The following is a 16,501-nucleotide window of genomic DNA, read 5'->3' on the forward strand; positions in this document are numbered from 1 at the left end:
TGGATTTTTGATATGAGTCGGTAATATACAACTCATTACCCTTCCATCTGTAATAAAGTGCGCAGTCCTGCCGCTTTATTGTCTATTTCTTGCCATTCCTGCTCAGGATCTGAACCGCGAACGATCCCTGCCCCGGCATACAGGCGCACCACGTTTGCGCTAATTTTCGCCGAACGTAATGACACGCAAAACTCGCTTTGGCGCAGAGAAAGGTAACCCGCAGAACCGGCATACCACTCGCGTTCAAAGGGTTCATTATGTTGGATAAATTCACGCGCCAGCTCACGCGGAATGCCTGCGACTGCCGCCGTAGGCTGAAGCTGCATCAGGCAAAGCGTATCGTCGGCCTGATTCAGTTCCGTCCAGATACAGCGACGCAGGTGCTGCACTTTACGCAGTCTGAGCACTTGCGGCGGCAGCACGTCAAGCGTTTGCGTACAGCCCTGCAAACGCTGGCAAATATCTTCGACCACCAGCATATTCTCGCGCTGGTTTTTATCATCTTTCATTAGCCATTCACCCAACTGCCATGCCCGATGATCCTCAGGGTGATTGGCAACGGTTCCGGCCAGCGCCTCGGTGCGCAGCGCCGTGTCACGCCGTCGATACAGACGTTCAGGGGAAGAGCCAAGAAACGCGCACTCTGCAGAGAATGCCATAAAGAAATGGTAGCAGTTCAGGTTCAAGCGACGGCTGGAGGCCATCACGGCCGCGGCATTAACCGACTGAGAAAACTGTAAGTCGGTCGCCCGCGCCAGCACCACCTTCTCAAGCGCTTCCGCATTGATTGTTTGCGTGGCGAGTTTTATCAGATCTGTCCAGCCTGCTTTATCCGGCCAGTTCTGTTCTCCCGTCAAATGCAGGCGCAATGCGGGTAGCGGCTTTACGTTGGCGAGCGATGAAATTAACGCCATCGCCTGCGTGGCGTCTTCACGCAGCGACACGTCGCTATAGAGATGTAAGCGTAAGCTCGCCGCCCCGGCGCAACGTCGCCATTCCAGCCGTGGCAATAACAAATTACCGCGCTGGGGCTCAAAGGCATTCAGGCCCCAGATACGCAGGTCGGGATGATTATCATGCTGGCGTAAAAAGTGCTGAGCTGATTCCAGCGAGGAAAATGCGGCGACAGCGCCCAGAACGGCGGCTTCTTCGTCGCCGTTACGCTGCTGCCAGTAAAACTGGGGCCAGACGGGTTGACTGGCCAGCCATCCTAAAGCATCAAACGCATCATTCAGTGGGAAAGGTATATCGTAAATACGAATTCCAGGTGCTGCCGGTATCTCTTGCGACAAATGACGCATCAGACTTTCCAGCGCAGTAGTGATTGAATGCACGCGGACCTCTCCCTGTTAAAAACCTCACATTATACGGGGTACTGAGCAGAAAAAGCAGTACCCCCAGTTAGGGAGTACGTACAAATGCGCTGACGGAATGGAATTTATCGCCGTGCTAACAATAATCCCATCACTAAACCGACCGTGGCACCAACGCCAATTCCGCGCCAGGGTTTTTCATGCACATAGTCATCGGCCCGGCAAACGGCTTTTTTCGCGCGGTAATAGTAGCTGTCAGAGGCGTGGCTGACGCGATTTCTCACCTCTTCTAACGCCCGCTCTGCCCGCGCTTTTAACTCAAGGTATTTTTGATCGGCTGGATCGCCGGAAGAACGCAGCACCTCCTCCAGCGTTTCACTCAACAATTCCAGATCATCATCGATGCGTGATTCATAAGAATGAAAAGACATTTTATTCTCCCTTTCTATTGACGTACCCGCTAACTATAGACAATCAGGCGTGTTTGCGCCTGTTTATGCCTGATGCGCTTCTCGCGCCATGCCGATGTGCGGAATACCGTCTTCGTCATAGATATCCGTGACCGGAACAAAACCAAAGCGCGCATAGAACGATTGCAGATGGGCCTGCGCGCCCAGATACAGCGCCTTATGCGGCCAGTGCTGGGTACAGGATGCCAGCGTTTGGGTCATCAGTTGCTGCCCCAGTTTTTCACCACGCAGCGCTTCGCTTACAATCACCCGGCCAATGACCACCGGCTCCAGCTCGTCATCGCTTTTCAGAATCCTCGCATACGCCACCAGCTCATCGTTATGCCAGCCCAGAATGTGCCGGTTTTCCCCAACCAGGTCATCACCATCCACATCCTGATACGGACACTGTTGTTCAACAACAAACACCGCACAGCGAAGCTGAAGAATGGCGTACAGCTGCTGGGTATTGAGCTTTGCATGGTGGAGATCTTGCCAGTGGATCATTGTCTGCCCCTTTGTTGTGATAACCTGAACACCCTGCCTTGTTGATGGCGAAAAGTGTAACGCGAAGATGGAATTACTATTTTTAGGCACGTCTGCGGGTGTCCCCACGCGCTCCCGCAATGTAACGGCAATTTTACTGAATCTGCAACACCCGACTCAGGCGGGGCTGTGGCTTTTTGATTGTGGTGAAGGAACGCAGCATCAGTTGCTGACCACGCCGTTTAACCCAGGAAAACTCGATCGTATTTTTATCAGTCATCTGCACGGCGATCACCTGTTTGGTTTACCGGGGCTGCTGTGCAGTCGTTCGATGGCCGGCAATGTCCAGCCGCTGACGCTATACGGCCCGAAGGGGTTGCGAGAGTTTACCGAAACCGCTTTGCGCTTAAGCGGCTCGTGGACCGATTATCCGCTGGATATTGTAGAAATCACTGCAGGTGAGATTGTCGATGACGGCCTGCGTAAAGTAACGGCGTACCCGCTGGCGCACCCGCTGGAGTGCTACGGTTTTCGTATTGAAGAGCACGACAAGCCAGGGGCGCTCGACGCCAGCGCCCTAAAGGCCGCAGGCGTTAAATCGGGCCCGTGGTTTCAGGATTTGAAAGCCGGGAAAACCATCGTACTGGAAGATGGTCGCGCGATTAACGGTGCCGAATTTCTCGCTCCGGCCACCAGGGGAAAATCTGTGGCTATTTTCGGCGACACAGGCCCCTGCGCGTCCGCCATTCAACTGGCACGAGGTGTGGATGTAATGGTGCATGAAACCACGCTGGACTCCTCAATGGAGGAAAAAGCCAACAGCCGCGGGCACAGCTCGACCCGACAAGCCGCAAAGCTGGCGCTTGAGGCCGGAGTGGGACGCCTGATCATGACCCACGTGAGCTCACGCTACGATGAAAAAGGCTGTCAGCGGTTACTCGAAGAGTGCAAAGCAATATTTCCAGACACGGAACTGGCTCACGATTTCGCCATTTTCACCGTTTAATGCTCCATTTTTCCGCCTCAGTGCCGATAACAGTGGAAAGGCTGGCTTTCACACTGAGGACAGGATGAACAATTTCCAGAAAGATATTGATGACAGGACAAACCTAACCCTGTCTAACCGTTTTGAACTGCTGCTGTTTCGCCTTGGCAAATCTGTTGAGGAGCAGAAATCAGAGCTGTTTGGCATCAACGTATTCAAGCTGCGTGAAATCGTACCGATGCCGACCTTTACGCGTCCGGCAGGTATGAAGGCCCCGCTGCTGGGTATGGTTAACATTCGCGATCAGGTGATCCCTGTGATTGACCTGCCCGCCGTCGCGGGCTGTAAGCCAGAGACCGGGCTTAACATCCTGTTGATCACGGAGTATGCCCGCAGCGTCCAGGCATTTGCGGTGGAATCAGTGGAAAACATTATGCGTCTGGACTGGCAACAGGTGCATACCGCTGAGAAAGCCGTCAATGGTCGCTATATTACCAGTATCGCCTGCCTGGACGATAACAAAGAGACCAATAACCTGGCGCTGGTGCTCGACGTCGAACAGATCCTGTACGACATTGTACCGTCTAACCATGACCTGCGCGCAACGAACCTGAAAACCAATAAATTCAACATTACGCCGGGTGCGGTGGCGATTGTGGCAGATGATTCCAAAGTGGCCCGCGCGATGCTGGAAAAAGGGCTTAACGCCATGGAGATCCCGCACCTGATGCATGTGACGGGCCAGGATGCGTGGGAGAAGATCCAGCAGTTATCTGAGGAAGCTGAAGCGGAAGGTAAGCCAATCAGCGAAAAAATAGCCCTGGTGCTCACCGATCTGGAAATGCCGGAGATGGACGGTTTTACGCTTACCCGTAAGATAAAAACCGACGAACGCCTGAAGAAAATCCCGGTCGTTATCCACTCTTCACTTTCCGGTAGCGCCAACGAAGATCACGTTCGCCGAGTAAAAGCGGATGGCTACGTGGCCAAATTCGAAGTCAATGAGCTTTCTTCGGTGATCCAGGAAGTGATGGATCGCACAGCGAAAGGCATCAGCGGTCCGCTGGTGAGCAGGCAGCTATTGAACTGACCGTATTGCACGTATAAAAAAACCCGCCTTGGCGGGTTTTTTCGTTTCTGCATTTCGATTACATCAGCGGAGTCGCTAACTGCACAATGCTGATCAGCGGTTGCGGGTAGATACCCAGCACCAGTACCAGCAGAGCTGAAATCAGCACCACGATACCGCCCGCGCTGTACTGCCAGTTGGACGGCGCATCGCGGTTCAACTGCTGCGGTGCGCTCAGGTACAAGCTTACGGCAACGCGCAGGTAGTAGTACAAACCAATCGCAGAACCTACCACCACAGCGGCAACCAGCCACCACAGGTTAGCCTGCACACCGACAGCCAGTACGTAGAACTTACCGATAAAGCCCAGCGTCATCGGAATACCCGCCAGAGACAGCATCATCACCGTCATCACCGCCGCGAGGATCGGACGATGCCAGAACAGACCACGGTAGGAGAACAGAGAGTCTGCATCTGGGCCGCGGTACGGGCTGGACATCAGGCTGACCACACCGAACGCGCCGAGGCTGCTGAACAGGTAACCGGCCAGATAAACGCCAACCGCTTCCATCGACATTTCGCCGCTCTGCAGGGCAATCAGCGCCACCAGCAGGTAACCGAGGTGAGAGATAGAAGAGTAACCAAGCAGACGCTTGATGTTGGTCTGGCTCAGCGCCATCAGGTTACCAAAGATGATGGAAGCAAAGGCGATCACGCCCAGCACGATACGTACCGCTTCGCTATCACCTACCGGTGCGTACAGGAACAGACGCATCACCACGCCGAAGATAGCGATTTTGCTCGCCGTCGCCAGGAAGGTGGAAACCGGAGCCGGAGCGCCCTGGTATACGTCTGGCGTCCACAGGTGGAATGGAACCAGCGAGAGTTTAAAGCCGAGGCCAACAATCATCAGACCGAAGCCCGCCAGCAGCAGCGGTTCGTGCAGCATGCCATCGCCAAGGCTCTTACCGAGCGCGACAAATGACAGGTTGCCAGACTGCGCGTACACCAGCGCCATACCGAACAGCAGGAAAGAAGACGCTGCGGCAGACAGAATGGTGTATTTGATACTGGCTTCAAGCGAACGTTTCTGACGGAACGCATAGCCAACCAGACCAAACAGCGGCAGAGAGATAAGCTCAATACCAAGGAACAGCGCCGCCAGATGGTTAGCGTTAGCCAGCAGAATACCGCCGAGCGCGGCAATCAGCACCAGCAGATAGAACTCTTCCCGGTTGTCGTCGTAGCCTTCCAGCCACGGGTAAGCGAAGGTACAGGTGGCAAGACTCGCCAGCAGCACCAGCCCGGTGTAGAGCATAGCGAAACCGTCAACCCGCATCAGCGGGGTGACGTCCATGGCGCCCGCCTGGCCAACAAACCAGAGCGAAACCAGCGCGGCGTTAAGCCCAATGACCGACAACGTGGCATTGAGGAAGTGATTGCGTCGCCACGCAATGGAGAGCATCACAACCACCACCGTCAAGCCGACGATCAGCAGCGGTAGCAGCGCAATCAGGTGTTGTGGAGTTATTGTCATGGCGATTTACGGCCTTGTAGTAGTAACGGAATTAACAAACCACTGCTGGATGTTGCTCATCGCAGAATGCGAGGTATCCAGAATCGGCTGCGGATAGAAGCCAAGCAGTACCAGAAGCACAACCAGCAACAGGATGATAAACAGCTCACGCAGCGACATCCCTGGCAGTTCAACACTGGCAATCTGGCTCTTCGCCTTACCAAAGTAGGCGCGATGCAGCATCGCCAGCGAGTAAACAGAGGCAAACACCAGACCAAAGGTCGAGATCACGGTAATGACCGGAACCACCTGGTAGCTGCCGAACAGAATCATAAATTCGCCAACGAAGTTACCTGTACCCGGCATACCCAGCGTACACACTGCGAAGAACATTGACAGCGCAGGCAACCATTTCATTTTGCCCCACAGGCCGCCCATCATACGCATATCACGCGTGTGCAGACGTTCGTACAGCTGACCACACAGGATGAACAGACCGGCTGCAGACAGACCGTGCGCGATCATCTGAATAACCGCACCCTGGTAAGCCAGCTGGCTGCCGGTGTAGATAGCAATCAGTACGAAGCCCATGTGCGATACGGAGGTGTAGGCAATCAGACGTTTGATGTCGTACTGATTAAAGGCCATCCACGCGCCGTAGAAGATGCCGATTACGCCAAGCCACATTGCGATAGGCGCAAACTCCGCCGACGCGTTCGGGAACAGCGGCAGGGAGAAGCGCAGCAGACCGTAGGCTGCGGTTTTCAGCAAAATCCCCGCCAGGTCAACGGAACCTGCGGTCGGTGCCTGAGAGTGCGCATCCGGCAACCAGCCGTGCAGCGGAACCACCGGCATTTTCACCGCGAAGGCGATGAAGAAGCCCAGCATCAGCAGGTATTCCACGCCGTGGGACATCGGGGTATTCAGCAGCTCTTCATAGTTGAAGGTCCACACGCCGGTCGCTTTGTAGTGCACAAACACCAGCGCCAGGATGGCAATCAACATCACCAGACCACTGGCCTGGGTATAAATGAAGAACTTGGTTGCCGCCGTGATACGCGTTTTACCGTCAGAGGCTTTATGCCCCCAAAGTGCTATCAGGAAGTACATCGGCACCAGCATCATTTCCCAGAAGAAGAAGAACAGGAACATGTCGATGGCAAGGAATACGCCGATTACGCCGCCTAAGATCCACATCAGGTTCAGGTGGAAGAAGCCCTGGTATTTTTCGATTTCATTCCAGGAGCAAAGGACCGCCAGAACACCGAGCAGACCGGTCAGGACTACCATTAGCAGCGACAAGCCGTCGATGGCTAAATGGATAGAGATGCCAAAACGTGGGATCCACGGCAGGACAAACTCAGACTGCCACTGCGGAATACCCGCGGATTGCGTCAGTGAATAGCCGCCCTGCAACCACAGTTGCAGGCCTAGCGCCAGCGTCAGTCCCATGGTAATCAGCGCTATCCAACGCGGCACCTTCACGCCAAAGCGTTCGGTCTGCCAGCACAGGAAGCCACCGATGAAAGGGATTAATATCAACCAAGGTAATAACATGGTGATCTTTGTTCCTTGTTTAAGTCCCGTTCAGGCTATCTCACTCGTCATAGCGAACCCCGGCTGTGCTCGCAACCCTTACGTACTTCAGTACGCTCCGGTTGCTGTGCGCAGGCGGTGTCCACTCTGACTTCGCCGATAACGCCTGTCCTTTTGGACCTGATTTTCAACGAATTTTAAAAATTCTCTTTGGATTTGTAGGCCGGATAAGCGAAGCGCCATCCGGCAATCGTTCATCCAGCCAACAAACTCAACGCAGTACCATCAACAGTGCCAGCACAACGACAGCGCCGATGCTCATTGAGGCCACATACCAGCGCAGATAACCGTTCTCGCTTAACAGCAGGCCTTTACCTGCAAAGCGGGAAAGGATGGCCGGAATGTTCATCATTGAGTTCAGCGGATCGCGTTTCAGCAACCAGGCAACGCCCAGGAACGGCTTGACGAACACTTTGTCGTACAGCCAGTCGAAGCCCCAGGCGTTATACCACCAGGTCCCCAGCAGACGACCTGGCGCACTGTTGGCAATCGATGTCACCAGCGTGCGTTTGCCCAGCCACAGCCATGCTGCGATCAGGATGCCCGCAATCGCTACGATACCGGAGGTAATTTCCAGCGTCATGACGCGACCATGTTCAAGCTCGGTCGTCGCAGGCAGTACCCCCTGCAGCGGTGGCACAATCAGCGCGCCAACGAAGGTGGACAGGATCATCAGCACAATCAGCGGCAGATGATGGGTAATCCCCTTCCCTGCGTGAGCGTGAATTTGTTCTTTACCGTGGAACACGATGAAAATCATACGGAAGGTATACAGAGAGGTCATGAACGCACCGACCAGACCTGCAACCATCAGATTGATATGACCGTTCGCCATAGCACCGGCCAGAATCTCATCCTTACTGAAGAAGCCTGCGGTAATCAGCGGCAGAGCCGACAGCGCCGCGCCACCAATCAGGAAGCAGAGATACACCAGCGGAATAGACTTACGCAGGCCGCCCATCTTGAAGATGTTCTGTTCGTGGTGGCAAGCCAGGATAACCGAGCCGGATGCCAGGAACAGCAGCGCTTTAAAGAAGGCGTGCGTCATCAGGTGGAAAATCGCCGCATCCCACGCCTGAACACCCAGCGCCAGGAACATATAACCAATCTGGCTCATGGTGGAGTACGCAAGAACGCGCTTAATGTCGGTCTGTACCAGCGCGGCGAAACCCGCCAGCACAAGCGTGATAGCACCGATAATTCCCACCAGATGCAGAATTTCCGGGGTCATCAGGAACAGGCCGTGCGTACGTGCAATCAGGTAGACACCGGCGGTAACCATCGTTGCGGCGTGGATCAGCGCGGAGACAGGCGTCGGGCCGGCCATCGCGTCAGCAAGCCAGGTCTGCAACGGCAGCTGCGCGGATTTACCCACCGCACCGCCCAGCAGCATCAGGGTTGCCCACATCAGCATGTTGTTACCCGCTTCGAAGTGCGCAGGCGCCAGTTCGACCATTTCGCGGAAATTCAGCGTGCCCAACTCGTTGTAGAGGATGAACAGCGCGAAGGCGAGGAACACGTCACCGACACGGGTTACCACGAAGGCTTTCATTGCCGCAGCGCCATTCTTCGGATCGGTGTAATAGAAACCGATCAGCAGATAGGAGCACAGGCCCACGCCTTCCCAGCCGAGGTACATCAGCAGCAGGTTGTCCGCCAGTACCAGAACTACCATGCTGGCGATAAACAGGTTGGTGTAGGCGAAGAAACGAGAGTATCCCTCTTCACCGCGCATATACCAGGAGGCGAACATGTGGATCAGGAAACCGACGCCGGTCACCACGCTGAGCATGGTCAGCGACAGGCCGTCCAGCACCAGGTTAAAACCGATGTTGAAGTCACCAACGGACATCCACGTCCACAGCGGCTGGCTGTAGGCCTGTTGGCCATTGGCAAAGAAGTCAACGCCAACAAACGCCGTCACCAGCGCCGCCAGGCCAATCGACCCGACGCCCACGGTAGCGGACAGATTTTCTGACCAACGACCGCGAGAGAACGCCAGTAATACAAAGCCAATAAATGGCAGAATAATGGTTAAGGCAAGCATGTTCATCCACGCATCTCACTTACTGAATCGATGTTCAGGTTCTGGCGACGGCGATGAAGTTGCAGCAACAGCGCAAGTCCAATGCTCGCTTCCGCAGCCGCAAGGCTGATGGCGAGAATATACATCACCTGACCATCGGTCTGGCCCCAGTAGCTTCCGGCGACCACAAAGGCCAGCGCGGAGGCGTTAATCATGATTTCCAGCCCGATCAGCATAAACAGCAGATTGCGGCGGATAACCAGACCGGTTAAACCCAGTACGAATAAGACAGCCGCGAGGATCAGTCCATGTTGTAAGGGGATCATGCGTGCTCCTCCGTTTTTCTTTTCGCGCGGTCATCGGCGCGGTTGCTCAGCACTTCACCTGAACGCTCTTCGCGTCCAACGTGGAAGGCCACAACCAGACCCGCCAGCAGCAGCATCGAAGCCAGTTCGACCGCCAGTACATACGGACCAAACAGGGAAATACCGACTGCTTTCGCGCTGATTGGCGTACCGTCAATGCCCTGATCGTTAACGCCCAGAATGGCGTACACAATGACCACCAGCATGATGGCCGACAGAATCGCCGGACCAATCCACACCTGCGGTTTCAGCCACTGGCGTTCCTGTTCAATTTCAGAACCACCGAGGTTGAGCATCATTACCACGAACACGAACAGCACCATGATGGCGCCCGCGTAGACGATAATTTCCAGCGCACCGGCGAAGTAAGCGCCTAACGAGAAGAACACCCCGGAAATCGCCAACAGCGAAATAATCAGATACAGCAACGCGTGTACCGGATTGGTGTGGGTGATCACCCGCAAGGTTGCGAGAATGGCTATCAGGCCACAGATATAAAAAGCGAACTCCATTGCCCCTCTCCTTACGGTAACAGGCTCTTGACGTCGATAGGCTTGGCTTCGTTCTCTGCTTCGCCCTTATCTTTGCCGTCGATTGCCATACCTGCCATCCGGTAGAAGTTATATTCCGGGTATTTGCCCGGACCGGAGATCAGCAGATCCTCTTTCTCGTAAACCAGGTCCTGGCGCTTGTACTCACCCAGCTCGAAATCTGGAGTCAGCTGAATAGCCGTTGTCGGACAGGCTTCTTCGCACAGGCCGCAGAAAATGCAGCGTGAGAAGTTAATGCGGAAAAACTCCGGATACCAGCGGCCATCTTTGGTCTCTGCTTTTTGCAAAGAGATACAGCCTACCGGACACGCTACCGCACACAGGTTACAGGCAACGCAGCGCTCTTCACCGTCCGGATCGCGGGTCAGAACGATACGACCACGAAAACGGGGCGGTAGATAGACCGGCTCTTCCGGGTACATCTGCGTTTCGCGTTTCGCGAACGCATGCAGGCCGATCATCCAGATACTGCGTACCTGGGTGCCGAAACCTACGAACAATTCTTTTAAGGTCATGGTCTTTGTGTCCCTTATTGCGCCTGCCACAGAATGACAGCCGCCGTTACCAGCAAGTTGACGAGCGTCAGCGGCAGACAGACTTTCCAGCCGAAGGACATTACCTGGTCATAACGAGGACGCGGTAACGACGCACGAATCAAAATGAACATCATCATGAAGAACGCGGTTTTCAGCGCGAACCAGACGAATGGCGGTAAGAACGGGCCATGCCAGCCACCGAAGAACAGGGTAACCATCAGTGCAGAAATGGTGACGATACCGATGTACTCACCCACGAAGAACAGACCGAATTTCATACCGGAATATTCAATGTGGTAACCGTCGGCCAGTTCCTGCTCGGCTTCTGGCTGGTCGAAAGGATGACGGTGACACACCGCCACGCCCGCGATGGCAAAGGTGACAAAACCAAAGAACTGCGGAATTACGTTCCAGATATCAGCCTGGTTGTTGACGATGTCGGTCATGTTAAATGAGCCGGCCTGCGCCACCACGCCCATAAGGGAAAGTCCGAGGAACACTTCGTAGCTCAGCGTTTGCGCAGACGCACGCATCGCACCGAGCAGGGAGTATTTGTTGTTACTGGACCAGCCGGCGAACAGTACCGCGTATACCGCGAGACCTGCCATCATCAGGAAGAACAGGATCCCGATGTTCAGGTCAGCGACCACCCAGTTCGGACTCACCGGCACGATGGCGAAAGCCAGCAGCAGCGAGGTGAAGGCGATCATTGGTGCCAGGGTAAAGATGACGCGATCCGAGAATTTCGGGATCCAGTCTTCTTTAAAGAACATCTTGATCATGTCCGCAACCAGCTGGAGCGAACCGCCCCAGCCAACACGGTTCGGTCCGTAACGGTTCTGGAACAGACCCAGCAGACGACGTTCGCCAAAGCTCATGAATGCCCCGCAGGTGACCACCACCAGCAGGATCACGACCGCTTTGAGAATGCTCAGCAGGATCTCAATCAGATCGGGTGTAATCCAACTCATTGTTGTGCCTCCTGCAGATCCTCAAGACGCGCACCTGCCAGTACCGGCGCGATGCCAGGCATACCCATCGGCAAACCAACCTGCCCTGCCGTTAATCCTTCAGCGATTTCAACCGGCAGCGTAACCGTGTTGCCATCGTAGCTGAAAGAAACGCGCGTACCGGCATTAACCCCCAACTTCGCGGCATCAGCCGGATTGAGTTTAATGTACGGCTGCGGCATACGGGTCTGGAAGACCGGCGCACGTTGTGACATTTCGTCGCTACCAAACAGATGGTAGTAAGGCGCGATACGCCACTGACCATCCTGAGCCTGGAAGCTCGCCGGAACGGTAGTGAAGTAATCCATCCCATCCGCAGAAGCTTCGATCAGACGCACGCCTGGGTCGCCATGACGCAGTTTACCGCCCACTTCATCCTGGAACTTATTCCACGCCTGTGGGGAGTTCCAGCCTGGTGCCCAGGCAAACGGAATTTGTGAACGCGGCGCAGACGGTTGGTTGTTCCCTTCCATCGAGAAAGCGAACATGGTGTCTTTGTCCTGCGGCTGGCGCGGTTCGTGTACGCTGATGTTGGCGCGCATTGCGGTACGACCGCTGTAGCGGTGCGGTTCACGTGCCAGTTTCTGTCCACGAATACGGAAGGTTGCATCCGGCGCGGCATCTTTAATACCCGCCAGTTGCGGCAGCTTCTCAACGACCGCGTCGATGACGTGGTCAAGCTGCGTCCAGTCTACTTCACGGCTCTGCACGGTGCTGTGCAGCGAGTGCAGCCAGCGCCAGCTTTCCAGCATGACGGTGTTGCTGTCGTAGTAGGACGGGTCGTAGACCTGGAAGAAGCGTTGGGCGCGGCCTTCGTTGTTAATCACCGTACCATCACTTTCGGCGAAGCTTGCGGCGGAAAGCACCAGATGGGCGTTTTCCATAATTGCCGTACGCTGATGATCAACGACCAGTACCAGTGGCGCTTTCGCCAGCGCGGCGTTCACACGCGTAGCTGAAGCATGGCGATGCAGGTCATTTTCCAGCACCACAACGGCGTCAGCACGACCTGTTTCCAGCTCGGTCAGCGCATCCTCAAGGGAACCACCGCCAATCATACCCAGGCCCATGCTGTTAACAGAGCGAGCAATCATGGTGATGCCGACATCAGCGCCCCGACCTTTCAGCGCCTTCGCCACGTTGGCAGCCGCCTGAATCACCTCGGCGCTACCGGCGTTGGTACCGGAAATAATCAGTGGTTTCTTCGCTCCGGCCAAGGCCTGAACGATAACGTCAATTTTGTTCTGCAGGTCACGATCGATACCGTCAACCGCCGGGGCGTTGTTATCCAGCGCGTGGGCGATAGCGAAACCTAAACGCGCCTGATCTTCAACCGGCGCACGGTAGGTCCATGCGGCGATATCATCCAGACGGGTGTTATCGACGTTGGTGACGAACAGCGGATGCTTGGCGCGCTGGCCGATGTTGAGGATGGCCGCAATCTGCCAGTCTGCCACTTTCTGCGCCGCCGCCATTTCGCGTGCTTTACCTTTCACCGCCTGACGCACAGCCAGCGCAACGCGCGCGCCGGTCTGGGTGACATCTTCGCCCAGCACCAGAACCGCATCGTAGGATTCGATTTCGCGCAGTGCCGGAGTATGAATACCGCCGTCACGCAGTACGCTCAGCGCCAGCTGCAGACGTTCCTGCTCGCCCTGGGCGATACCGGTATAGAAGTTATCCGCACCGACCAGTTCGCGCAGTGCGAAGTTGCTTTCAACGCTGGCGCGCGGGGAGCCGATACCAATCACTTTCTTCGACTGACGCAGAATATCTGCCGCGCCCTGCATCGCCTGTTCGGCGTTCAGCGTGATCAGGTCATCGCCACGACGCTGTACCGGCTGACGCGGACGGTCTTTCAGGTTCACGTAACCATAGCCAAAACGACCACGGTCGCAGAGGAAGTAATGGTTAACGGTACCGTTATAACGGTTTTCGATACGACGCAGTTCACCGTAGCGCTCGCCCGGGCTGGTGTTACAGCCGATGGAACACTGCTGGCAGATGCTCGGCGCAAACTGCATGTCCCATTTACGGTTATAACGCTCGGAGTGCGTTTTATCGGTGAAGACGCCGGTCGGACAAATTTCGACCAGGTTGCCGGAGAATTCGCTTTCGAGCGTACCGTCTTCCGGACGACCGAAGTAGACGTTGTCATGTGCGCCATAGACGCCCAGATCCGCGCCATCGGCGTAATCTTTGTAGTAACGTACGCAGCGATAGCAGGCGATGCAGCGGTTCATTTCATGAGAGATGAACGGCCCCAGGTCCTGGTTGCGGTGCGTACGCTTCGTGAAGCGGTAGCGACGGAAGCTATGACCGGTCATGACGGTCATATCCTGAAGGTGGCAGTTACCGCCCTCTTCACAAACCGGACAGTCGTGCGGGTGGTTAGTCATCAACCACTCCACTACGCTTTCGCGGAACTGCTTCGCTTCTTCGTCATCAATAGAAATAAAGGTGCCTTCGGTGGCCGGTGTCATACAAGACATCACCAGGCGACCACGCGTGTCTTCCGCGTTCTGATATTGCTTCACCGCACACTGGCGGCAAGCACCGACGCTTCCCAGCGCCGGGTGCCAGCAAAAGTACGGAATATCAAGGCCGAGAGACAGACAAGCTTCCAGCAGGTTGTCCGCTCCGTTGACCTCATATTCTTTGCCGTCTACATGAATCGTAGCCATAGTCAGCATGCTTCCAGTTGGCTCGGTCGTAACCGAGCGTTAATCGAATTACTTATCGCGATGCAGGGGTTAACCTGCAATTACCAGCGCTCTTTCAGCAGGTTCGGCTGAATACCACCAATCTGATGGGTATTGCTGAAGGACTGCTTGATGCCAGCTTCGAATTCTTCGCGGAAATATTTAATGGCGCTCTGCAGCGGTTCCACCGCACCCGGTGCGTGTGCACAGAAGGTTTTACCCGGGCCGAGGAAACGACACAGTTGCTCAAGTGTCTCGATATCCCCTGGCTGGCCTTCGCCACGCTCCAGCGCGCGCAGAATTTTCACACTCCACGGCAGACCGTCACGGCACGGCGTACACCAGCCGCAGGACTCGCGGGCAAAGAACTCTTCAAGGTTACGCACCAGTGGAACCATGCCGATCTCGTGATCGACGGCCATTGCCAGCGCGGTACCCAGACGGCTGCCTGCTTTACCGATGCTTTCGAATTCCATTGGCAGGTCAAGGTGCGCCTCGGTCAGGAAGTCAGTACCCGCGCCGCCAGGCTGCCAGGCTTTAAACTTCAGGCCATCGCGCATGCCGCCCGCGTAATCTTCGAGGATCTCACGCGCGGTAGTACCGAAAGGCAGTTCCCACAGGCCAGGATTCTTCACACGACCGGAGAAGCCCATCAGCTTGGTGCCTGCGTCTTTGCTCTTCGAAATGTTCTGGTACCACTCCACGCCGTTCGCGAGGATAGCCGGTACGTTACACAGGGTTTCAACGTTGTTTACGCAGGTCGGCTTACCCCATGCGCCAGAGCTTGCCGGGAACGGCGGCTTGGAACGCGGGTTAGCACGGCGACCTTCGAGGGAGTTAATCAGCGCGGTTTCTTCACCGCAGATATAACGCCCTGCCCCGGTGTGGACAAACAGTTCGAAGTCAAAACCGGTGCCCATGATGTTTTTGCCAAGCAGACCGGCTTCGGTCGCTTCGGCGATCGCGCGACGCAGATGCACGGCCGCTTCGATATATTCACCGCGCAGGAAGATGTAACCACGGTACGCTTTCAGCGCAAACGCGGAGATCAGCATGCCTTCCACCAGCAGGTGCGGCAGCTGCTCCATCAGCAGACGGTCCTTATAGGTGCCCGGTTCCATTTCATCGGCGTTACACAGCAGGTAACGGATGTTCATGGATTCGTCTTTCGGCATCAGGCTCCACTTCAGACCGGTGGAAAAGCCCGCGCCGCCGCGCCCTTTCAGGCCAGCGTCTTTTACCTGATTAACGATTTCATCCGGTGACAGCCCGGTCAGGGCCTTTCGCGCACCTTCGTAGCCGTTCTTGCTACGGTATTCGTCCAGCCATACCGGCTGTTTGTCATCACGCAGACGCCAGGTCAGCGGATGCGTTTCGGGAGTACGGATAATGTCTTTCATTTATACCGCTCCAGCAGTTCGGGAATGCCTTCCGGGGTCAGGTGAGCGTGAGTATCCTCATCGATCATCATGTTTGGCCCTTTATCGCAGTTCCCCAGGCAACAGGTTGGCAGCAGCGTAAAACGACCGTCAAAGGTCGTCTGCCCCGGCTTGATGTTGAGTTTTTTCTCAAGCGCAGCCTGGATCCCCTGGTAGCCGTTGATATGGCACACCACGCTGTCGCAGTAGCGGATCACGTGGCGACCTACCGGCTGGCGGAAGATCTGGCTATAGAACGTGGCAACACCTTCTACGTCGCTTGCCGGGATACCCAGCACATCCGCGATCGCATAGATCGCGCCATCCGGCACCCAGCCACGCTGTTTCTGAACGATTTTCAGCGCTTCAATGGACGCCGCACGCGGGTCTTCGTAGTGGTGCTTCTCGTGCTCAATCGCTTCACGCTCAGCCGCACTCAGCTCAAAAGCCTCGGTTTGTGGTTGTTGATTCTCGTGCAT

15 protein-coding genes are annotated in these 16,501 nt (G+C 55.6%); 2 read left to right on the forward strand and 13 right to left on the reverse strand.

Going from position 1 to position 16,501, the window contains the following annotated elements:
* Nucleotides 1-35 precede the first annotated feature (35 nt).
* From menF to LA337_15760, 3 genes are all read right to left on the reverse strand, one after another.
* Nucleotides 36-1,334 carry an isochorismate synthase MenF gene (gene menF, locus LA337_15750; protein ID UBI14633.1) on the reverse strand — a complete coding sequence of 433 codons (1,299 nt, stop codon included), beginning with the start codon at nucleotides 1,332-1,334 and terminating at the stop codon, nucleotides 36-38.
* A gap of 104 nt (nucleotides 1,335-1,438) precedes the next feature.
* Nucleotides 1,439-1,744, reverse strand: coding sequence for a stress response protein ElaB (elaB, locus tag LA337_15755; protein UBI14634.1), 306 nt, complete (start codon nucleotides 1,742-1,744; stop codon nucleotides 1,439-1,441).
* Between the two features lie 63 nt (nucleotides 1,745-1,807).
* Complete coding sequence (locus tag LA337_15760; protein ID UBI14635.1) at nucleotides 1,808-2,269, reverse strand: GNAT family N-acetyltransferase; 462 nt, start codon at nucleotides 2,267-2,269, stop codon at nucleotides 1,808-1,810.
* Between the two features lie 67 nt (nucleotides 2,270-2,336).
* Between LA337_15760 and rbn the strand changes: the two genes are divergently transcribed.
* Together rbn and LA337_15770 are read left to right on the forward strand one after the other, a co-directional pair.
* Nucleotides 2,337-3,254, forward strand: coding sequence for a ribonuclease BN (rbn, locus tag LA337_15765; GenBank protein ID UBI14636.1), 918 nt, complete (start codon nucleotides 2,337-2,339; stop codon nucleotides 3,252-3,254).
* Nucleotides 3,255-3,318: 64 nt separating this feature from the next.
* Nucleotides 3,319-4,323, forward strand: a complete 1,005-nt coding sequence (locus tag LA337_15770) for a chemotaxis protein (protein UBI14637.1) — start codon at nucleotides 3,319-3,321, stop codon at nucleotides 4,321-4,323.
* A 58-nt stretch (nucleotides 4,324-4,381) separates the two neighbouring features.
* Here LA337_15770 and nuoN read toward each other — a convergent pair whose 3' ends face one another.
* The 10 genes from nuoN to nuoE form a co-directional block, all read right to left on the reverse strand.
* On the reverse strand, nucleotides 4,382-5,839 hold the full coding sequence (gene nuoN / locus LA337_15775; GenBank protein UBI14638.1) for an NADH-quinone oxidoreductase subunit NuoN: 1,458 nt from the start codon (nucleotides 5,837-5,839) through the stop codon (nucleotides 4,382-4,384).
* 6 nt (nucleotides 5,840-5,845) lie between these two features.
* Complete coding sequence (gene nuoM / locus LA337_15780) at nucleotides 5,846-7,375, reverse strand: NADH-quinone oxidoreductase subunit M (GenBank protein UBI14639.1); 1,530 nt, start codon at nucleotides 7,373-7,375, stop codon at nucleotides 5,846-5,848.
* Between the two features lie 250 nt (nucleotides 7,376-7,625).
* On the reverse strand, nucleotides 7,626-9,467 hold the full coding sequence (gene nuoL, locus LA337_15785; protein UBI14640.1) for an NADH-quinone oxidoreductase subunit L: 1,842 nt from the start codon (nucleotides 9,465-9,467) through the stop codon (nucleotides 7,626-7,628).
* On the reverse strand, nucleotides 9,464-9,766 hold the full coding sequence (gene nuoK, locus LA337_15790) for an NADH-quinone oxidoreductase subunit NuoK (GenBank protein ID UBI14641.1): 303 nt from the start codon (nucleotides 9,764-9,766) through the stop codon (nucleotides 9,464-9,466). The genes nuoL and nuoK overlap by 4 nt, the downstream gene beginning before the upstream one ends.
* Entirely contained in the window at nucleotides 9,763-10,317 is a 555-nt protein-coding gene (nuoJ, locus tag LA337_15795; protein UBI14642.1) for an NADH-quinone oxidoreductase subunit J, read from the reverse strand. Before nuoJ ends, nuoK begins: the two co-directional genes overlap by 4 nt.
* Before the next feature lie 11 nt (nucleotides 10,318-10,328).
* Complete coding sequence (nuoI, locus tag LA337_15800) at nucleotides 10,329-10,871, reverse strand: NADH-quinone oxidoreductase subunit NuoI (GenBank protein UBI14643.1); 543 nt, start codon at nucleotides 10,869-10,871, stop codon at nucleotides 10,329-10,331.
* Nucleotides 10,872-10,885: 14 nt separating this feature from the next.
* Nucleotides 10,886-11,863: an NADH-quinone oxidoreductase subunit NuoH gene (gene nuoH, locus LA337_15805; protein UBI14644.1), complete on the reverse strand. Its 978-nt coding sequence runs from the start codon at nucleotides 11,861-11,863 to the stop codon at nucleotides 10,886-10,888.
* A complete protein-coding gene (nuoG, locus tag LA337_15810; GenBank protein UBI14645.1) occupies nucleotides 11,860-14,586 on the reverse strand; it encodes an NADH-quinone oxidoreductase subunit NuoG in 2,727 nt (908 codons plus the stop codon). Before nuoG ends, nuoH begins: the two co-directional genes overlap by 4 nt.
* Before the next feature lie 80 nt (nucleotides 14,587-14,666).
* Nucleotides 14,667-16,004: an NADH-quinone oxidoreductase subunit NuoF gene (nuoF, locus tag LA337_15815; GenBank protein ID UBI14646.1), complete on the reverse strand. Its 1,338-nt coding sequence runs from the start codon at nucleotides 16,002-16,004 to the stop codon at nucleotides 14,667-14,669.
* On the reverse strand, nucleotides 16,001-16,501 hold the full coding sequence (gene nuoE, locus LA337_15820; protein ID UBI14647.1) for an NADH-quinone oxidoreductase subunit NuoE: 501 nt from the start codon (nucleotides 16,499-16,501) through the stop codon (nucleotides 16,001-16,003). The genes nuoF and nuoE overlap by 4 nt, the downstream gene beginning before the upstream one ends.

The sequence above is a fragment of the Citrobacter europaeus genome (assembly GCA_020099315.1).
In the GTDB taxonomy this organism is placed as follows: Bacteria; Pseudomonadota; Gammaproteobacteria; order Enterobacterales; family Enterobacteriaceae; genus Citrobacter; species Citrobacter europaeus.

Excerpts from the sequence above, each read along its gene's own strand:
- elaB (UBI14634.1), bottom strand. The coding sequence starts at position 1,744 with ATGTCTTTTCATTCTTATGAATCACGCATCGATGATGATCTGGAATTG.
- nuoG (UBI14645.1), bottom strand. The coding sequence starts at position 14,586 with ATGGCTACGATTCATGTAGACGGCAAAGAATATGAGGTCAACGGAGCG.
- nuoK (UBI14641.1), bottom strand. The coding sequence starts at position 9,766 with ATGATCCCCTTACAACATGGACTGATCCTCGCGGCTGTCTTATTCGTA.
- LA337_15760 (UBI14635.1), bottom strand. The coding sequence starts at position 2,269 with ATGATCCACTGGCAAGATCTCCACCATGCAAAGCTCAATACCCAGCAG.
- nuoH (UBI14644.1), bottom strand. The coding sequence starts at position 11,863 with ATGAGTTGGATTACACCCGATCTGATTGAGATCCTGCTGAGCATTCTC.
- nuoM (UBI14639.1), bottom strand. The coding sequence starts at position 7,375 with ATGTTATTACCTTGGTTGATATTAATCCCTTTCATCGGTGGCTTCCTG.
- nuoJ (UBI14642.1), bottom strand. The coding sequence starts at position 10,317 with ATGGAGTTCGCTTTTTATATCTGTGGCCTGATAGCCATTCTCGCAACC.
- LA337_15770 (UBI14637.1), top strand. The coding sequence starts at position 3,319 with ATGAACAATTTCCAGAAAGATATTGATGACAGGACAAACCTAACCCTG.
- nuoN (UBI14638.1), bottom strand. The coding sequence starts at position 5,839 with ATGACAATAACTCCACAACACCTGATTGCGCTGCTACCGCTGCTGATC.
- nuoF (UBI14646.1), bottom strand. The coding sequence starts at position 16,004 with ATGAAAGACATTATCCGTACTCCCGAAACGCATCCGCTGACCTGGCGT.
- rbn (UBI14636.1), top strand. The coding sequence starts at position 2,337 with ATGGAATTACTATTTTTAGGCACGTCTGCGGGTGTCCCCACGCGCTCC.
- nuoL (UBI14640.1), bottom strand. The coding sequence starts at position 9,467 with ATGAACATGCTTGCCTTAACCATTATTCTGCCATTTATTGGCTTTGTA.
- nuoE (UBI14647.1), bottom strand. The coding sequence starts at position 16,501 with ATGCACGAGAATCAACAACCACAAACCGAGGCTTTTGAGCTGAGTGCG.
- nuoI (UBI14643.1), bottom strand. The coding sequence starts at position 10,871 with ATGACCTTAAAAGAATTGTTCGTAGGTTTCGGCACCCAGGTACGCAGT.